The sequence below is a fragment of the Arthrobacter sp. MDT2-3 genome (genome assembly GCF_059090465.1).
The window spans coordinates 439,112-456,125 of sequence record NZ_JBNHFS010000001.1 but is presented as its reverse complement, the minus strand read 5'-3'; the positions used below and the strand labels follow the sequence as shown (position 1 = coordinate 456,125).

14 protein-coding genes are annotated in these 17,014 nt (G+C 61.8%); 8 read left to right on the top strand and 6 right to left on the bottom strand.

From position 1 onward, the window contains the following. Nucleotides 1-43 precede the first annotated feature (43 nt). The gene (locus tag AC5RUQ_RS02105) at nt 44-1,510 is read right to left on the bottom strand and encodes an aldehyde dehydrogenase family protein (protein ID WP_493945754.1); all 1,467 of its coding nucleotides are present in this window, start codon (nt 1,508-1,510) and stop codon (nt 44-46) included. A gap of 140 nt (nt 1,511-1,650) precedes the next feature. Here AC5RUQ_RS02105 and AC5RUQ_RS02100 point away from each other — a divergent pair, with 140 nt between their 5' ends. Next, the gene (locus tag AC5RUQ_RS02100) at nt 1,651-2,388 is read left to right on the top strand and encodes a GntR family transcriptional regulator (RefSeq protein WP_493945753.1); all 738 of its coding nucleotides are present in this window, start codon (nt 1,651-1,653) and stop codon (nt 2,386-2,388) included. Between the two features lie 93 nt (nt 2,389-2,481). Here the strand turns inward: AC5RUQ_RS02100 and AC5RUQ_RS02095 are convergent, their stop codons facing one another. The 3 genes from AC5RUQ_RS02095 to AC5RUQ_RS02085 form a co-directional block, all read right to left on the bottom strand. Beyond that, nucleotides 2,482-3,957 (bottom strand): FGGY family carbohydrate kinase, encoded by a 1,476-nt coding sequence (locus tag AC5RUQ_RS02095; protein WP_493945752.1) that lies wholly within the window; start codon nt 3,955-3,957, stop codon nt 2,482-2,484. A 61-nt stretch (nt 3,958-4,018) separates the two neighbouring features. Next, a complete protein-coding gene (locus tag AC5RUQ_RS02090) occupies nt 4,019-5,461 on the bottom strand; it encodes an FGGY-family carbohydrate kinase (protein ID WP_493945751.1) in 1,443 nt (480 codons plus the stop codon). A 13-nt stretch (nt 5,462-5,474) separates the two neighbouring features. Next, complete coding sequence (locus AC5RUQ_RS02085; RefSeq protein WP_493945750.1) at nt 5,475-6,314, bottom strand: class II fructose-bisphosphate aldolase; 840 nt, start codon at nt 6,312-6,314, stop codon at nt 5,475-5,477. Nucleotides 6,315-6,666: 352 nt separating this feature from the next. Here AC5RUQ_RS02085 and AC5RUQ_RS02080 point away from each other — a divergent pair, with 352 nt between their 5' ends. The 5 genes from AC5RUQ_RS02080 to AC5RUQ_RS02060 all read left to right on the top strand — a co-directional run bounded on the left by AC5RUQ_RS02080 (nt 6,667) and on the right by AC5RUQ_RS02060 (nt 12,594). Further along, nucleotides 6,667-8,058, top strand: a complete 1,392-nt coding sequence (locus AC5RUQ_RS02080) for an ABC transporter substrate-binding protein (RefSeq protein WP_493945749.1) — start codon at nt 6,667-6,669, stop codon at nt 8,056-8,058. Between the two features lie 74 nt (nt 8,059-8,132). Continuing rightward, nucleotides 8,133-9,062, top strand: a complete 930-nt coding sequence (locus AC5RUQ_RS02075) for a carbohydrate ABC transporter permease (protein WP_493945748.1) — start codon at nt 8,133-8,135, stop codon at nt 9,060-9,062. Next, nucleotides 9,059-9,946: a carbohydrate ABC transporter permease gene (locus AC5RUQ_RS02070; RefSeq protein ID WP_493945747.1), complete on the top strand. Its 888-nt coding sequence runs from the start codon at nt 9,059-9,061 to the stop codon at nt 9,944-9,946. The genes AC5RUQ_RS02075 and AC5RUQ_RS02070 overlap by 4 nt, the downstream gene beginning before the upstream one ends. A gap of 312 nt (nt 9,947-10,258) precedes the next feature. Continuing rightward, nucleotides 10,259-11,254 (top strand): alcohol dehydrogenase catalytic domain-containing protein, encoded by a 996-nt coding sequence (locus AC5RUQ_RS02065; RefSeq protein ID WP_493945746.1) that lies wholly within the window; start codon nt 10,259-10,261, stop codon nt 11,252-11,254. A 32-nt stretch (nt 11,255-11,286) separates the two neighbouring features. Next, the gene (locus AC5RUQ_RS02060) at nt 11,287-12,594 is read left to right on the top strand and encodes an MFS transporter (RefSeq protein WP_493945745.1); all 1,308 of its coding nucleotides are present in this window, start codon (nt 11,287-11,289) and stop codon (nt 12,592-12,594) included. 90 nt (nt 12,595-12,684) lie between these two features. Here the strand turns inward: AC5RUQ_RS02060 and AC5RUQ_RS02055 are convergent, their stop codons facing one another. Further along, a complete protein-coding gene (locus AC5RUQ_RS02055) occupies nt 12,685-13,467 on the bottom strand; it encodes a GntR family transcriptional regulator (RefSeq protein WP_493945744.1) in 783 nt (260 codons plus the stop codon). A gap of 266 nt (nt 13,468-13,733) precedes the next feature. Here AC5RUQ_RS02055 and AC5RUQ_RS02050 point away from each other — a divergent pair, with 266 nt between their 5' ends. Both AC5RUQ_RS02050 and AC5RUQ_RS02045 read left to right on the top strand, forming a co-directional pair. Beyond that, entirely contained in the window at nt 13,734-14,510 is a 777-nt protein-coding gene (locus AC5RUQ_RS02050) for a class I fructose-bisphosphate aldolase (RefSeq protein ID WP_493945743.1), read from the top strand. Nucleotides 14,511-14,553: 43 nt separating this feature from the next. Beyond that, nucleotides 14,554-15,894, top strand: a complete 1,341-nt coding sequence (locus AC5RUQ_RS02045; protein WP_493945742.1) for an FGGY-family carbohydrate kinase — start codon at nt 14,554-14,556, stop codon at nt 15,892-15,894. Between the two features lie 289 nt (nt 15,895-16,183). Here the strand turns inward: AC5RUQ_RS02045 and AC5RUQ_RS02040 are convergent, their stop codons facing one another. Next, nucleotides 16,184-16,951 carry an SDR family oxidoreductase gene (locus tag AC5RUQ_RS02040; protein WP_493945741.1) on the bottom strand — a complete coding sequence of 256 codons (768 nt, stop codon included), beginning with the start codon at nt 16,949-16,951 and terminating at the stop codon, nt 16,184-16,186. Nucleotides 16,952-17,014 lie beyond the last annotated feature (63 nt).

The following is a 17,014-nucleotide window of genomic DNA, read 5'->3' as shown; positions in this document are numbered from 1 at the left end:
AATCCTTAAAGTCGATGTGTTCTTCAGAAAGTGGCGGGGTATTTTATTGCTTCCAGGAGACGACTTTGTTCACTGTCATCTCGCGCATTGCCCATGCGGGGCCTTCTTTTCCAAAGCCGCTGTCTTTCACTCCGCCGTATGGCATGTGGTCCGCGCGCCACATTGAGATTTCATTGATATGTACACCGCCGACTTCCAGACGACGTGCGGCGAGGTGTGCCTCGGAGGATGAGTCGGTGAAGACACCCGCCTGAAGCCCGTATTTGCTGTCGTTTGCAAGGTCCAGCGCTTCCTGGAAAGTTGAGAATTCTGCCAGGGCGACAACGGGGCCGAATACTTCTTCCCGATGAAGCTGCATAGTCGGGCCGAGGCCCGAAATCACCGTTGCCTCGAAGAACCTGCCGGTGCGGTGTCCTCCGCAAAGCAGTTGGGCTCCTTGGGTGATTGCGTCATTGACCATGTCTTCCACCCGCTTTGCGGCGCTTTCCGTAAGGAGCGGTCCAAGGTCTGCATCACGGTTGCCCGCGTTGCCGAGGCGGATCTTGGATGTTTTCTCGACGATCAGGTCTTCCAGTTCCTGACGCCGGGCGCGGTGCACATAGACGCGTTGCACCGAAATACAGGACTGGCCTGCGGCGGCAAATGCTCCGGCGACGATCCGTGAGGCCGCGAGCTGTACGTCAGCGGATTCGCTGACGATGGTCGCAGCGTTGGATCCAAGTTCAAGGAGGAGGCGCTTGAAACCTGCCTGGCTGGCTATCAGTTTCCCGATCGGGCTTGATCCAGTGAAGGACACCAGGCGCGGCCTGTCATCCCTGATAAGCGCTTCCCCGACTGAAGGGCCACCGGTCAAGACGCTGATACCCATGGCGGGCCATCCGGCTTCAATCAGCAACCCGGCCAACCGGAGCACAACCCGGGGTGTGAGGTCCGGTGCCTTCAGGATAAGGGGGCAACCAGCGCCGACCGCCGGCGCAACCTTGTGCGCGGCGATAAGCAAAGGAAAGTTCGCAGCGGGTATCCCGATCACAGTACCGATCGGCTCTGCTACCGTGTAGCCGAATTTACCGCGGGCTTCCGCCATCGCGTCCAACGGGAGAATGTCACCAACCAGGCTGCGGGCAGCGTCGGCAGCAAAGCGCAGGGTGGAAATGGTGCGTCCGACCTCCCCGGCCGCGTCCCGGGACGTCTTACCTACCTCCTCGACGAGAAGCAAAGCGAGGTCTTCTGAATTATCAGCGACCAGACCGGCGAGTCTTTCCAGGGCGGTGGCCCGGTCCCAGCGGGACGTATCGGCCAGCTGAGCGCGGGAAGCTTCTGCTGCCGTGAGCGCATCCTCGATATCGGCCGGACCAGCCAAACACACCCTAACGTTCTCATCGTCGCTCCAGGGGGAAGAGATTTCTACTGAACGTTCTCCGGTGCGCCATTCGCCAGCCACGAGGAACTTCTGGGTCTCAATTCCGGAACGGGCGGTTCGGGGACTGAGGACTGCTGTCTGCATGTTCATGCGGGCTCCTTTGCCTTATTGTGATCCAGCTTACTTCCATGCGAACTGGTATGCAAGATGCAATGCAAGAAATTGGTAAGTCGAGTACCGTAGGAGCTAGCAGGTGAGCACCGTCGCCTGACATAGCGGATGGAGCGGGTATGGGAGTCATGGCGTCAGTGGACACTGCCCAACCCGGCGGACGTGCGCCGCTACCCCATGCTGAAATCGCTTACGAGCAGATTAAGGCCGCAATCATCAGCGGTGCGCTGGCCCCGGGCAGCAGGGTCTCCGAACAGCAACTCGCAGAACAGTTGAATGTAAGCAGAACCCCTGTCCATCAGGCCGTCGTCCGCCTCCAAAATGAAGAATGGCTGGAAGTCAGTTCACGGCGAGGTATTACTATTGCCCCTCTCCGCGCCAACGAAATGCGGGAAATCTACGAAGTCCTGATTGGACTCGAGGGCGTCGCAGTCGCTTCTCTTGCCTCGCGGCAGCCAGCACTTGACGACGCTGTGGACCTCGAACTGCAAGACGCCTGCAGGCAGTGCGAACTAGCACTTGAAGAAAAGAACCTACGGCGCTGGGCGGCGGAGGATGACCACTTTCACCGCCTCCTGATCGAACGAAGCGGCAATTCCAGGCTTACCAGAGTGGCGGCCTCAGTAATGGAACATGCTCACCGGGCTCGCCTGCTAACGGTCAATTTGAGGCCATGGCCCAGCGCCTCAAATCACGACCACGCACGTATCCTCCAGGAGATTTCAAACAGGGACCCGATTCGCGCACGAGCCGCGCTTGAGGAACATCGACGCCGCGGCATTGCCACACTCGTTCCGATTTTGGAGGCATACACCCCGCAAAGCAGTTTTGCTTTTATGCCTATCCAGCAACGGTAGAGCCTGCTGTCTACTACTCCTAGTCGTTAGTGAACTTCACGGCCGTACCTCAGATCTGAATTTGGGTTGTTCTGGGGGTGCCGAACGGGATTACTAGGTGATCGGAATTGCCTTGGCAGCTTGCACCCTGTGAGGCTCTTCGATTTTCGTCTCTTGGTATCCCAGTTCGGTTTTGGCTGCGGCGTGCTGCTCCACGATTTGTGACTGCAGCGGTGCAGTTGGCAGTTCAGCCGATACCACGTGCCAGGAGGGGAACGAACCCACCAAGGCCGCGGCAGCCTGCATGGCCGCACCCTTGGTCACGTATTCGTCGAACTCCGGAACAACGACGGGGATATCTACCATCTGACTAAGGATTTTTTGGACTGCGGGGCTTTCCGCTGCCCCCCCAATGAGCATCAGCCTATTGGCCTTGACCTTGCAGTTCCGGAGAAGGTCCAGCATTCCAACCTGGCTGGCGAGCGTTCCCTCGATGACGGCCCGGGCGAAGTTGGGCCGGTTGAAGTTGGTCAGCGACGCCCCGTGCAGTGAACCACGCGCGTTGGGTAGATCCGGTGTCCGTTCACCCTCAAAGTAGGGCAAGAGTGTCAGGCCCTCCGCTCCGGGAGGTGCCTGCAGGGCCAGGTCGGAGAGCTCGGTGTAATTGCACCCCAGCAGTGCCGCGCCGAGGTCGAAGTTCCGGGCTGCGTTGAGGGTGGCGACGAGGGGAAGGTGCGCGCCGGTGGCGTCGGCGTAATTGCACACATATCCTGCGTAGTCGTGAACGGGCATGGCGGACCGGGCATAGACCACCCCTGATGTCCCGAGGGAGAGAACGGCATCTCCTTCGGCAAGTCCGAGCGCCAGGGCTGCGGCTGCGTTGTCTCCGCTGCCGACCCCGATGGGGATGCCGGCGGGGATGCCGGGAATCCCGGGTCCGATCACTCCGGCCGTGTCCAGGGGGTGGAGCACCCGCGGCAGTATCGCTTTCTTGCCGAATGCATGTTCAAAGAGATCCATGCAGTAGTCGCCGGTTTCAGGCGACCAGTACGCCGTGCCGCTCGCTTCAGATCGGTCAGTGATCAGATGGTCTACGCCTCCTGTGCCCGGGCCGAATCCCATGAGGCGCCAGGTCAGCCAGTCGTGGACTACAGCGACGGCTGCTGTGCGCCGGGTGGCTTCGGGATTTACGTCCCGCAGCCACCGCAGTTTGGTGACGGTGTCTGAAAGAGTGATGGGCAAGCCGGTCCGCCGGATCCATTCGTCCTTGCCGAGCTCGTTGTTCAGGTCGACCATCTGCGAGTGTGAATCTGTGTCATTCCACAGAGGCGACTTGCAGACGACGTTTCCAGCTGTGTCGAGGAAGATGGGCGTGTGCTGCTGGCCGCTGACGGAAATGGCCACGACGTCGTCAAGTCCGCCCGCGCGTCGTACGGCAGTGAGCAGCGCGTCCCACCAGGCGTCCGGATGGACGATGGTCTCGGCTGGATGGGAGGCTTTGCCCTCGCGGACGCGCATCCCGGTCGCTAAGTCACGAACCGTGACTTTGCATGTCTGTGTGGAGGAATCGACTCCCGCGACAAGCATCATTGCTTCGCTCCTGCATTTTCGTTGAGCGTGGTTTTTCCCTGAGCTTGTCCGTCCCGGGATTTCACGCGGGGAGTCCTTTCAGGTACTCCCACTGAGGTTGGATGTCCGCAGACCACTGGCCAAGGCGCGCGTTACGGTCGATGTCTACGAGTACGTCTTCTGGCTGACAGGTTTCCCAATCGCATGAGGCGTCCGATGCCAGGGCTTGCGCGCCACGGGAGACGACTTCGCTCATCTGTGACACGCTCAGCGGTGTTCCGAGTAGATCGGCCTTGAGCTGGAGCCAGAGCGGATTTGCACTGGCGGGGCCGATGACCTTGATACGTTCCGGTGCCGCGGGGAAGAGGTTAAGGACGTCCTGGAACTGCAGGGCCATGCCCAGGAAGCAGCCAAGGACGATGTCCTCGGTGCTCGTATCGGTTCGAAGCCCTGCGATCACTCCGCGGGCTGCGGCGCGTTTTGTTGGTGGCGGGCTGCCCCGGAACTGTGGCAGGACGAGCGGGATCGCACTGAGGCCCACTTTCCCTGCCATGTAGCGCTCGTGCAGGTCGCTAATGCAGGCCGAGAGTTGGGCTGCATCGAGGCCGAGCATGGTTTGCAGCGTCGCGAATGCTGATCCGCCTGTCGGGATGGACGCGAACAAGGTGTAGTCGGTGCCGGTGCAGGCGAAACCGTTGGCCAGCTTTGACTGCTCCGTGTGCTTGTCGAGACTGGGGGCATTCTGAAGGAACAGAAGTCCTTCTGTGGTTCCGGTGGAGTTGAGCAGCTCTCCGTGATCCAGGCCTGCACCAATTGCACCGACCATGTGGTCATGGCCGACCACATGGACACGGACGTCGTCCAGCAGGCCGATGGTGCGGGCAAAGTCAGGCGTGACGGTGGCGCCTTCGGTGGCGCTGCGCAGTTCGGGGAATACCCCGACATCTAGTCCGACGAGTGCGCAGATTTCAGGTGACCATTTGCGCAGGTTGAGATCCAGGGCCATGGTTCGGCTTGCAAGGGAGTACTCAGACCAGCGCTGCCCGGTCATCACCGCGGCCAGATACTCGGAAATGTTTAGCCATTGGGCGCTTGCCGCATCGGTGGCATGGTCGGCAGCCCATGCGACCTTGGACAGCCCGTAGTTGGCGTTGGCCGGCAGGCCGGTGATCCGGTAAAGCTGTGAACGGGCCCCCTGGCTGAGCCGGGCAAGGTAGTCCGCTCCGCGGTGGTCGTGCCAGAGAATCATGGGCGAGGCCAGTGAGAGGTCCGGGCGGACGAGCCCGCCGGACTCGCCCACCCCGGTGATAGCTACCCTTTTGACGGTCGCGCGCAAGGTTGGGTCCAGGTGCCGGATGAAATCGAAGACTGCGCCGGTCAAGGCTTCCAGGTCATAGATCTCACCCCAGGCGTCCATCACCGTAGGCGTGGCGTGGCGCGCCGATGCGAGCACTTTTCCACTGGTGCCGAACATGCACAGCTTGATGCTGGTCGTTCCAACGTCGACTGTGATTGTGGGTAGCACGAACTTTTCCTCGCTATGCCACAGACGGGTTCAGGGTACGGATGCGCGCTTCGACCACGTCCGTGACCGCGGTGACGGCATCCATCGACACGCGAATGAGCGAGTTCTCGTTGGGGTTCGCTGCGTAGGCTTCACCGAACGCGCGGATCATGGCGTTGCGCAGGTCGGCTGCAACGTTCACCTTGACCACGCCGAACTCGTGCAAGCGGCCAAGCTGCTCGGACGGCAGTCCCGAGGCGCCGTGAATGACCAACGGGACAGGGCTTTCGGCCTGCACCTTGGCCAGTAGGTCGAAATTGATTCGGGCGTTGGGCGCGTAGCCATGCTGGTTGCCCACCGAGACTGCGAGCATGTCACACCCTACGGAATCGACGAAGTGCTTCACCTGGTCAGGGTTCGTGTAGCTGGCGTGCTCGGGAGCGACATCGTCCTCCTTGCCTCCGATACTGCCAAGCTCCGCTTCAAGCGCCACACCAGGGGGGCACATCTCGCGGGCACGCGCCGAGACCCTGATGTTCTCTTCGTACGGGTACTCCGAGTAATCGATCATGATCGAGGTGAACTTGGCGGCCAGCGCTCCCTCAACGGATTCCAGCGACTTTCCGTGGTCCAGGTGCAGGGCAACGGGCACATCACAGGTCTCAAGCCGACGGCTCACCATGTCATAGATGTACTCGTAGCCGGAGAGCGCCACGTTTGTTGGAGCCACCTGGATGAAAGTCGGGACACCTACCCGCTCGATGGCTGCAACGATGCCCATCGTCGTCTCGATGTTGGTGGTGTTGAACGAACCGGCCACCAGCCCCCGGGAGGTGCATTCCTTGATGATGTCCATGCCACTGACCAAAGCCATTGAAAGTCCTTTCGAGGGGTCATCACCGTGATGCGGGCGACGACAGGGACACGAGCAACTGCAGCCTTTTGGCGTTCGTGTCCGGTGATGTTTCGGAGGGGTCACTGCTGGGCTTCCGCCAAGCTGTTATGCCCACCACAATAAACCGTCGTGTACGGCTTGTCGAGCCTGTACGTACAATATGGTCTAGCTGGGCTGCGGTGGCCGATGTGGCCGGCATCAAGGGGTTCTGTGACGAAAAACCCAGCGTATTGACCGCTTTACAGCTCGGCCCTATGCTATAGACAGTCCAGCCGATACGGATTGTACGTACAGCTTGATAACCAGTGTTGTTTATCCCGAAAGGTTTAAGATGCGAATCGGACCCAATCGCCGCAAGGCGGCTGCCAAGGTCTTGGCCGTTACAGCGGCTGGGGCAGTACTTGCAGGCTCCTTCACAGCCTGCTCAACCGACGGAAGCGGCGGCGGAACCAGCGGAGGCGGTGACGTCACGATCAACGTGGCTCTGGCTGCGAACCCGCAGATGAAGACCGCTGAATCCCTCATCAGTGATTTTGAACAGAAGAACCCGGGCATCAAGGTCAAGTTCACCACCCTGCCCGAGAACGACCTCCGCCCGACCGTCACGAAGGACGTGGCCTCCAAGGCCGGCCAGTTCGACGTCACGATGATGGGCAGCTACGAAGTGCCGATCTGGGCGAAGAACAACTGGATCATCCCGCTGGAGGACTACGCCTCGAAGGACGCTGCGTGGAAGAAGGATGACATTCAGAAGCCCATCGCGGATATTCTCTCCGCCGATGACAAGATGTATGCCGCGCCGTTCTACGGCTCGTCCTCGTTCCTGTTCTACCGCAAGGACCTGGCACAGAAGGCCGGCGTCACCATCTCCGAAACCCCGACCTGGGAGCAGATTGCAGACGCGGCGGCGAAGATGGACGACAAGGCCAACGGCGTCTCCGGGATCTGCCTGCGCGGTCTTCCGGGCTGGGGCCAGAATCTGGCCTCGCTGACCACCGTGATCAACACCTTCGGTGGGCGCTGGTTCGATGAGAACTGGAACCCGCAGCTGACCTCCCCTGAAACGACGAAGGCTGTCCAGTTCTACGTCGACCTGCTGCGCAACCACGGCCAGGCCGACGCGGCAAAGGACGGCTGGGAAGGCTGCCTGCAGAAGATGAGCCAGGGCACCACGGCGATGTGGTACGACGACACCGTCTTCGCCGGTTCGGTCCTTGGCCAGGCCACCCCTGAGGTGAAGGACAACATCGGCTTCGCCATGGCCCCCACCGGCCCGGCCAACATCGAGTCCGGTTGGCTCTGGTCCTGGGGTCTGGGCATCACCTCCAGCAGCAAGCACCCGGAAGAGGCCTGGAAGTTCATCTCCTGGGTTACCAGCCCCGAGTACATCAAGCTCGCCGGTGAAAAGGCCGGCTGGGACTCCATCCCTCCCGGCTCGCGTAAGTCCACCTACGAGCTGGCTGAATACAAGCAGGCGGCCGCCCAGTATGCGGATCTGACCCAGAAGTCGATTGAGGCAGCTAACCCCAAGCAGCCGACCGCCGAAAAGGTCCCCTACACGGGTGTCCAGTACGTTCAGATCCCTGAATTCGTCGAAATCGGCGACTTCGTCTCCCAGCAGGTCGCCGGTGCCATCAGCGGCACCCAGACCGTGGAAGAAGCCCTCAAGAAGAGCCAGGACTACACCACCAACGTGGTCAAGACCGCCGGCTACCTCAAGTAGACCCATCGCATCGTCCGCGGGAACTCCGCCCGGGGTTCCCGCGGACCATGCTAGCTACGATCGGACCATCTCAATTGGCTAAGACAATCGCAGCCCTCCGCCCTAAGCCGCTCGTCGCCGAGCTGAGCCTGGCGGAACGCTGGAAAGTTCGCGGACCGCTTCTGCCGGCCCTCATCTTCACCATCCTGCTGACGCAGCTCCCCTTCCTGCTCACGCTTATCTACAGCTTCCAGAACTGGAACCTTCTCAGCGCCAGGCCTGCAGTCTTCAACGGAGGCGCGAACTTCCTGGCGACCTTCAGCGATGAGGTGTTCTGGCGCTCCATCACCAACACCGGGCTAATGACCGGCGTATCCACGGTGGCATGCCTCGTGGTGGGCCTGGGCCTGGCCCTGCTGCTGAACCACTCCTTCCCGGGCCGGGGCATCGCCCGAACCCTGGCCATCACGCCCTTCTTCCTCATGCCGGTAGCCGTAACCCTCTTCTGGCGCTCCGCGATGTTCGACCCCGGCTTCGGTCTCTTTGGCTGGTTCTCCCGGCTGCTGGGGCTGCCGGCGATCAACTGGCTGAGCGAGTACCCCCTCGCCGCGCTGATTATCCTGCTCACCTGGCGGTTCGCACCATTTGCGCTGCTGATCCTGATCGCAGGGCTGCAGTCCGCACCACAGGAACAGCTTGAGGCCGCCAAGGTCGACGGCGCCGGACCGCTCCGGCAGTTCGGGTCAATCCTCATCCCGCACCTGCGCCCCTACATCGAGCTCGCTGCGCTGCTCCTGGCCATGAACCTCATTCAGACCTTCGGCGAAATCGCCCTCCTGACCGCAGGCGGCCCGGCCTTCGGCACAACGAACATCACTTATTACATCTACCTGAAGGGGTTCAACTCCTTTGATCTTGGTACCGCCTCCGCCTTCGGTGTCGTAGCACTCGTGATCACCATCGCACTCGTGCTGCCGGCCCTGCGCCTGCTGTCCGGTATTTTCCAGAAAGAAGGCCGTCGATGACCGCCACAACGCACCGGCAGACAACCGCCGGCACCACCTCACGCAGCAACCTGCAGATCCGCCGCCCGCGCGCGACAAAACAAATCAAGAATGTCCTGATGGGAGTCGGCGGCTGGGCCGGCAGCCTTCTGCTGTTCCTCCCGATCGCCTACATGCTCCTGAAGAGCTTCCAGACGGAGCCGGACGCAGCGGCAGCCACCCCGAAGCTGATCTTCACGCCCACGATGGAGAACTACAGCGAGGTCTTCGAGGCAGGCTTCTGGCCGTACGCGATCAACTCGCTGCTGGTCGTGATCATCTCCACCGCCGTCGTGATCATCCTGGCCGTACCGGCGGCCTACGCCCTGTCGGTGCGGCCGGTCGCCAAAGCCCAGGACGTTCTGTTCTTCTTCATCTCCACCAAGATGATGCCCATCGCAGCGGCCATCATCCCGATCTACGTCATCGCAAACGCCCTGGGAGTGCTGAACACCGTGGGCATCCTGATCGTGATGCACATCGGCATGAACCTGCCACTGGGCATCTGGATGATCCGGTCATTCATGCAGGAAATACCGCTCGAAATCATGGAAGCCTCTGCCGTCGACGGTGCGAGCCGCTGGCGGGCAGCCCGATCGATCATCCTCCCCCTGATCCGGCCGGGGCTGGCCTCCACAGCCCTGCTGTGCGCAGTGTTCTCCTGGAACGAGTACTTCTTCGCACTGAACCTCACCAACTCCACCTCCACGCTGCCGCTGTTCCTGCAGAAGTTCCTCAGCTTCGGCGAGCTGTACACCGCGCAGGTCGCCGCGGCAGCAACCCTGGTCAGCATCCCCGTCATCATCGCCGGCTGGGTGGCCCAAAAGTCCCTCGTCCGGGGGCTCCTCTTCGGCGCCGTGAAATAGCACCCACCGCATGTAGACCCTGACCCGCCCGGATACGGGCGGCACGGCAGAAGCACTTGCCAGCGAAGGCCCCCGCACCTGCGGGGGCCTTCGCGCTTTAATCTTCCAAAGAGGTCTGAAGGCCCTGCGCCTACCTCCAAACGCCGCGGCCCAGCCGGCGTGTATGTACAGTACGCTTCGTCTAGACATTTTGGTCCTTCCTGCCGTATTCTTGTGCCCCAGTAGACATCCCGCTCCACATGCCCGGAGCCGGACTAACTCTCACGGTCGAGGATCGCCCTCTGCCGTAGCGAAGCGGAGAGGAGCGCATAGATGCGCGCAGTAATCCTTGATGGAAAAGGCTCGATTGAGGTCGCAGAAATTGACGATCCGGTTGCCGGGGCAGGCGAAGTTGTCATCGCCCCGGAAGCAGTAGGCATTTGCGGCACCGACATCCATCTGGCCTCGGGCGACTACCCCACCGGCACCTTCCCGGTTGTTCCCGGGCATGAGTTTGCCGGGACTATCGTCGAGGTCGGATCCGGTGTTAACGGCTTTAAAGTGGGAGACCGCGTATGCGTAGATCCCAACGTCGCCTGCGGGCAGTGTGACCAGTGCCAGGCAGGTGCAGTAAACCTTTGCCGGAACCTCGTACCGATCGGAGTCACCAGCAATGGTGCCGTCGCCGAACTGGTCAAGGTTCCCACGTCTGTCGTCTTCGCCCTTCCCGACGGCATTGACTGGACCACCGCCGCACTCATTGAGCCACTGGGGTGCGTCCTGCACGCCCTCGGCCGGGTCGATCCGGTCGTCGGCAAGCGCGTCCTGATCTACGGTGCAGGTTCTATCGGCCTGCTGGCAGCAGCCCTGGTTAGGGCACGGGGAGCTGCTTCCATCGACATCGTCGAGCCGAGCCCCGTGCGCCGGGAAGCCGCCCTTGAGTTCGGTGCGGACAACGCCTACGCGCCGGGTGAACGCACCACGGAGCGCGACGTTGACCTGGTCATTGAAGCCAGCGGCCACCCCTCGGCCGTCAAGGACGCGATCGCCAAACTCGCAGAACGGGGCACGCTGCTGCAGATGGGCGTTGTGAGCTCCACCGCCAGTATCGATCTTTTCCCGTACGACCTCTTTGACCGTGAGCTGTCCTTCGTCGGTTCGCAGTCAGTGGCCACGTCCTACCCTGCTGCAGTCGAGGCCATCAAGGAACTCCCCGAACTCGCGTCCCGAATGGTGACCCATACGTTTGGCCTCTCCGATTATGCAGCAGCACTTGAAGCAGCGCACTCCGAGTCGGCCCGCAAAGTCCTCATTCTGCCGCAGCAGTAAAGCGCACCCCTTTTTTGAGAAAGTACTTATAAATGTCTGCACAACCTGCTGCGAGCAGTTTCACCCGTCCCGCCCTGCTGGATCGGCTGGGGCTGCCCCGGCCGCTGGTCTGGGGATTCGTCGGGCTCCTGCTGTTCATGGTCGGCGACGGGGTCGAATCCGGCTACATCGCCCCCTTCCTGGCCTCCAACGGGGCCGGTAACGAAACCCATGCCGCGATCATCATTACCGCCTACGGCCTCATCGTCACCCTGGGCTCTTGGCTTGCCGGCGCTCTCTCCGACATCTGGGGTCCCAGGCGGGTCATGCTCCTCGGCCTGGCCATCTGGGTCGTCTTCGAAGTGCTCTTCCTGGCCATTGCCGTTCCGTCCCAGAACTACACTCTGATCCTGATCACCTACGCCATCCGCGGCTTTGGCTACCCCCTGTTCGCCTACGGGTTCCTGGTCTGGATCCTGGCAGGAAGTCCCGCCAACCGGCTCGGATCCGCTGTCGGTTGGTTCTACTTCGCCTTCACCGGCGGCCTGCCCACCCTGGGTTCCCTGATGGCCAGCGGCACCGAACCCATCATCGGCGAATACATGACCCTGTGGGTTTCACTGCTCATGGTCATCGCCGGAGGCGTGGTCTGCCTCGTCGGCATCCGCAAAGCCAAGGGCGGCGACCGGCTCGCCGCGCCCGGCGTGACAGCCCGCCAAAGCATCATCAGCAGCGTCTCCATCGCCGTGCAGGTCCCCCGCGTCGGGCTGGGCGCCCTCATCCGCGTGGTGAACACCGCACCCCAGTTCGGATTCCTGGTCTTCCTCCCCACGGTCTTCGCCACGGACCTCGGCTTCGGCACCGCCGGATGGCTGCAACTGATCTTCACTCTTGGCTTTGCCAACATCTTCGCAAACCTGTTCTTCGGCGTCCTCAGCGACAGGCTCGGATGGCACCGCACGCTGCGCTGGTTTGGCTGCATCGGCTCTGCCATCAGCTGCCTGTGCTTCTACTTCGTTCCTCAGATAGCCGGATCCCAGTATTGGGTCGCCATTGCCTGCGCTGCCTTCTACGGCGTGACCCTGGCGGGCTTCACGCCCATCTCGGTGCTGATGTCCCTGATGGCCCCGGGCCAGAAAGGCAACGCCGTCGCCCTGCTGAACCTCGGCGCGGGCGCCGCCACCTTCGTTGGCCCCCTGATTGTCGCCCTCTTCCTCGGGCTGATCGGCCCCGGCGGAGTCACGATCATCTTCGCCGCACTCTATGTAGCCGCCGGCGTGGCAGTCCGCTGGCTCCAGGTTCCTGAGACGACCGAGGCCGACAAAAGTGCAGCAGCTGCCTCGCAGCTGATCCAGGCCTAGCTACACCAACCGTCGTCCTGCAGAGGGCACCAACAACAGAAAGAGCCTCCGTTTCAGGAATGAAACGGAGGCTCTTTTGTCCCAAGGCCCTTAGCGGCCGGCCGTAGGGTCAACAGTGCTGACATTGACCTCGAGGGGAACAATCTCGCTGCGCACCCACGTCTCGAAGACGTCAAACCGCTCACCGCGGGCCGTCCAGGAAGTGGACTGGACCCGCAGCAGCGGCGAGGAATCCGTAACATTCAGCGCCTTGGCAATTTCCGGTGCCGGGTTGACCGCCCGGATAGTGCGGTTTGCACCACCAAGACCATAGCCCGCACCTGCCAGAAGCTCAGACAGCGAAGCCTGCCCCGACAAAACCTCCTGTGCCCCCGCGATGACAGGGGCGACGGCCGGCGGGCTGTAGTTGATGCTGTAGACCGCAGGAGTGCCGTCGAGGGAGCGCAGACGGACCAGTTCGAAACCCCTGGTCCCCTCGGGAAGCTCCAACGAACGGCACGCGCTGTCGGGCAGGATGACCGGACCGGAACGCAGCACCTGAGTGGTGACGTGCCTGTTCTGGTGACTGATGGCGTTTTCCAGGAAGCCCTGCTGGCCCTGGATGATCCAGCCCTTGTCCGCCGTCGGTTCGCTCGCGAAAACGCCCCGCCCCGGGATGCGGTGGGCTAAGCCCCTGGATTCAAGCAGCTTCAGCGCCTGGCGCACCGTCGCCCGTGAGAGGCCAAACTCGGTGCACAGCTCATTCTCACTAGGCAGCCGCTCCCCTGCCGCGATGTCCTTGGCAGCAATCCTCCGCTCAAGGACATCAAACAGCTGCTGGTAATAAGGCGTGGGGGACTGGCGGTCGATCGACTCGGCAGCTGCTACTGACACGAGGCCCTCCTTAATGAGGTCTACGCACGGAAAAACATTGTCTGCTCCATTGTAGACCGACCGTACTGTACGGTCAGCAAAACCACCGAGTGAGTTGTTGGGATCTCATGCCCCTTGACGGCGAAGAAGCCCGGATAATAAGGTAGATCAGTCCATACTGTACGTACAAGATGCACTGTGATCTTGCCTGTACCGGACCCCCGACCATCTAAGAACGGCTGTCGACAGCAACGTGGCTCGTCTATAGAAAGCAGGCTTCAATGTCCATGGAATACCGTCTACGCCGTACGCTGCCCAGCAACCGTGCTGCGATCATTATGCCCGTCGACCATGGCCTGATCTTTGACCGCATCGAGGGACTCGAGACCCCCTCCGCTCCCTTCGCCGCCTGGGCTAGCCACGGCGTTACCGGCTTCATGATGACCCCTGGCCAGGTGAAACAAACGGAGGGCTTCTTTGCCCAGAACCCGCACCTGAGCCGCGTTCTCGCCATCGATACCTACTATGACTACCGCGAGATGGACGGCAAGGGTTCCCACGGTCTCATTACGACGGTGGAAGAAGCCGTCCGAATGGGCGTTGATGCGGTCAAGATGCTGTTCCCCTGGAACATGTCCAATGCTGAAAGGGTGGCCATGTGCACCCGCGTCGGGCAAGTCATCTCCGCATGTGACCAGTGGGACATCCCGCTTGTCCTCGAGCCTGTCCTCATTGGCGCACCGAGGACCGAAGAGGTCATCATCGAAGAAGAAAAGGTAGCCCGGATCGCTTATGACCTCGGCGCCCACATCATCAAAATCGCCTTCCCCGGTGAAGAGCGCACGAAGCGCCTCGCCAACGAACTCGGCGTGCCCCTCGTCATCGCCGGAGGCCCCCTCTCAGGCGAGCCTGCCGATACCATCGACGCAGTTGCGGGAACCATCCGCGCCGGGGCGCGAGGTGTTATCGTCGGCCGAAACATCTGGCAGCGCGAACGCGTCATCGCGGAAAAGACCCTGGCTGAAATCGCTTCCCTGACCAAGAGCGTTTCCTTTAGCGATTAGGACCTGAACTTCATATATGGGTGTCAAGCAAAGGATGCAAAACATGGGCGGATCAAGCGGGCGTACAGAGGTCGTCTGTGGCATCGACATCGGAAGCACAAACTGCAAAGTCGTCGCAGTTGACCGCAGCGGACGCGTCGTCGCCCGTGCACGGCAGGTGACCCCCCGCAACCGCACCGACCTTTCCATTGATGCCCAGGGCATTCTGGACGCAGTCGAGGACATGATCCTTGAAGTGTGCGGCACCGACTACCTGGTTGCCGCAGTGGCCTGCGCCGGAGTCGGAGAAGACGGCGTACTCGTCGATGCGGACGGCCACCCGCTTGGCCGTGCCCTGGCCTGGTTCGACCCCCGCCGGACCCGCCTTTTCGAGAGCTTCGAACCAAGCCTTTCCTCCTCCGACTGGATCGGCGTCCACGCCAACCCCTCCCACACCCTCACCGGCTGGCTCTGGTCCCGCCAGCAGGATGGGAGCAACAAGGCTGCGTCCTGGGCCGCCATCACCGACTACGCCGCTATCCGCTGGACCAGAAGGCCATTCATCAGCGACACCCTAGCGTCACGGACAGCGGCTTGGGACAGACGGACCCGGACCTGGCTGACCAACCGGGTCCAGCTGACCCTTGGCTCAACAGACCTGTTGCCGGAAGTGATCCGCACTGGAGAACCGGTCGGGCCCCTGCGCTCCCCTCGTCTGAGCGATGCCGGGGTCCTCGCACCTGACGCCACCGTCGTTGCCGGCGGCCATGACCACCCCATCGGCGGATGGGGGGTGGACCAGCTGCACCCCGGCGCGATTCTGGATTCCATGGGCACCGCGGAAGTCGTAGTCGCCCAGTCCCCCACCCCCAACGTCCCCAGATTCGGGAGCTGCGATGTCGGGCCCGGCATCCTCAGCGACGGAAGCACCCTCCTGACAGTCACCGAGCTGGCACGGAACGTGGAGTGGACGTCACAGGACCCGGCCGTCGCCGCTGCACTTCAGGCGATCATCGAAGGAAGCCAAAAACCGGACGAGTACCTCGACTCGGAATGCTTCATTCCCGGCGGGCAAGGGGGCGTCAGGCCCAAGTACTCCCCCGACGCCCCGGCCGCACCCTTGTCACGCGCATCCGCAGTTGCCGGCGCCCTGGCACGAGCGGGCGACGCCGCCATCGAAGTCGTTGCTTCCCGGATGCCCCCTGGAGCCCCGGTATACGTCGCCGGGGGCTGGGCAAGATCCCAAGGCTGGATCGACATCAAACGAACCTTCATCGACACCGACGTACACGTCATCCCCGAACCTGAGGTCACCGCCGTCGGCGCAGCATTACTGTCCGCGCAGGCCATCAACTGGCACGTCCCAGCACGGACAGCACTCTCCCTCAAAGCCTCCAACCTCTAGTCTTCGCCGTAACCGCTCAGAGCGGCCGTCGGGCGAGCCGCAGGATGCGCTAAGGAAAGCCTGCTGCTGCTTCCCTCGGAGACAAGATCGAAGCCCAGGACAAGCGCACGGGCACTTCAGTGATGGGCCCGAATCCGCGGAGTCAATCTGAAGTACACACCCCAACCTGACAATGGAATTTATTTTCCCCTGCAGCGTGAAGAAGAAGTATGAAACCGCCGCCCGCAGCCGGGGACAATTCTCATACGTTATCCACCGCTGCTGCTGTCACGGAGCTACCCCCAACGGCTTACCAAATGACAAAGCCGCCGTCGACCAGCAAGTCCACTCCTGTGACAAAAGATGCAGCGTCACTGAGGAGGAATGCGACGGGGCCTGCGATATCTTCTGGTTCGGCATTTCTGCCCAATGGGGTGTCTTGGGCGTACCCGGCCATCGCACTGGCCTGTTCAGGGCGCTTGGTCATGGGGGTATTTGTGTATCCAGGGCTCACACTGTTCACTCTGACGCCGCGTAAGGCCCATTCCCAGGCAAGGCTTTTACCCAAATGGACCACTCCGGCCTTGGCCGTGTTGTAATGAGCCTGAACCAGACCGCGGTTGGCAATTGTGGCCGACATGGAAGCTATGTTCACGATAGCTCCGCCGCCGTTGCGGAGCATCGCGTTGCCTTCCGCCTGGCACGACAGGAAGACCCCGGTCAGGTCGACGTCGATGACCTTTTGCCATTGAGCCAAGGACATGTCTTCCGCTGGTGCTGCGTTGGCGATGCCTGCGGCATTGACTGCCAGCGAGAGGGCGCCCAGCTCTTTTTCGATCGTGGCGACGGCGTCGATCATGTCTTGGGGCTGGGTAACGTCCGCGGCGACGAAGACAGCGCGTCCACCGGCATTTTTGATATCGGCGGTGACACCTTCCAAATCACTTCCTGCGAGGTCAACGCAACCTACGGCTGCACCTAGTTCAGCGATGGCGACGGCGATGGCGCGGCCAATGCCGCTGCTTGCGCCGGTGACAACTGCGACTTTATTTTCGAGCGTGAACTTCGGGGCACTCACTGTGATCCTCCTGATTGTAAGTAGGCGTGTGACTGGCCGGGACGGCAGTGCAGCTGACCGCGG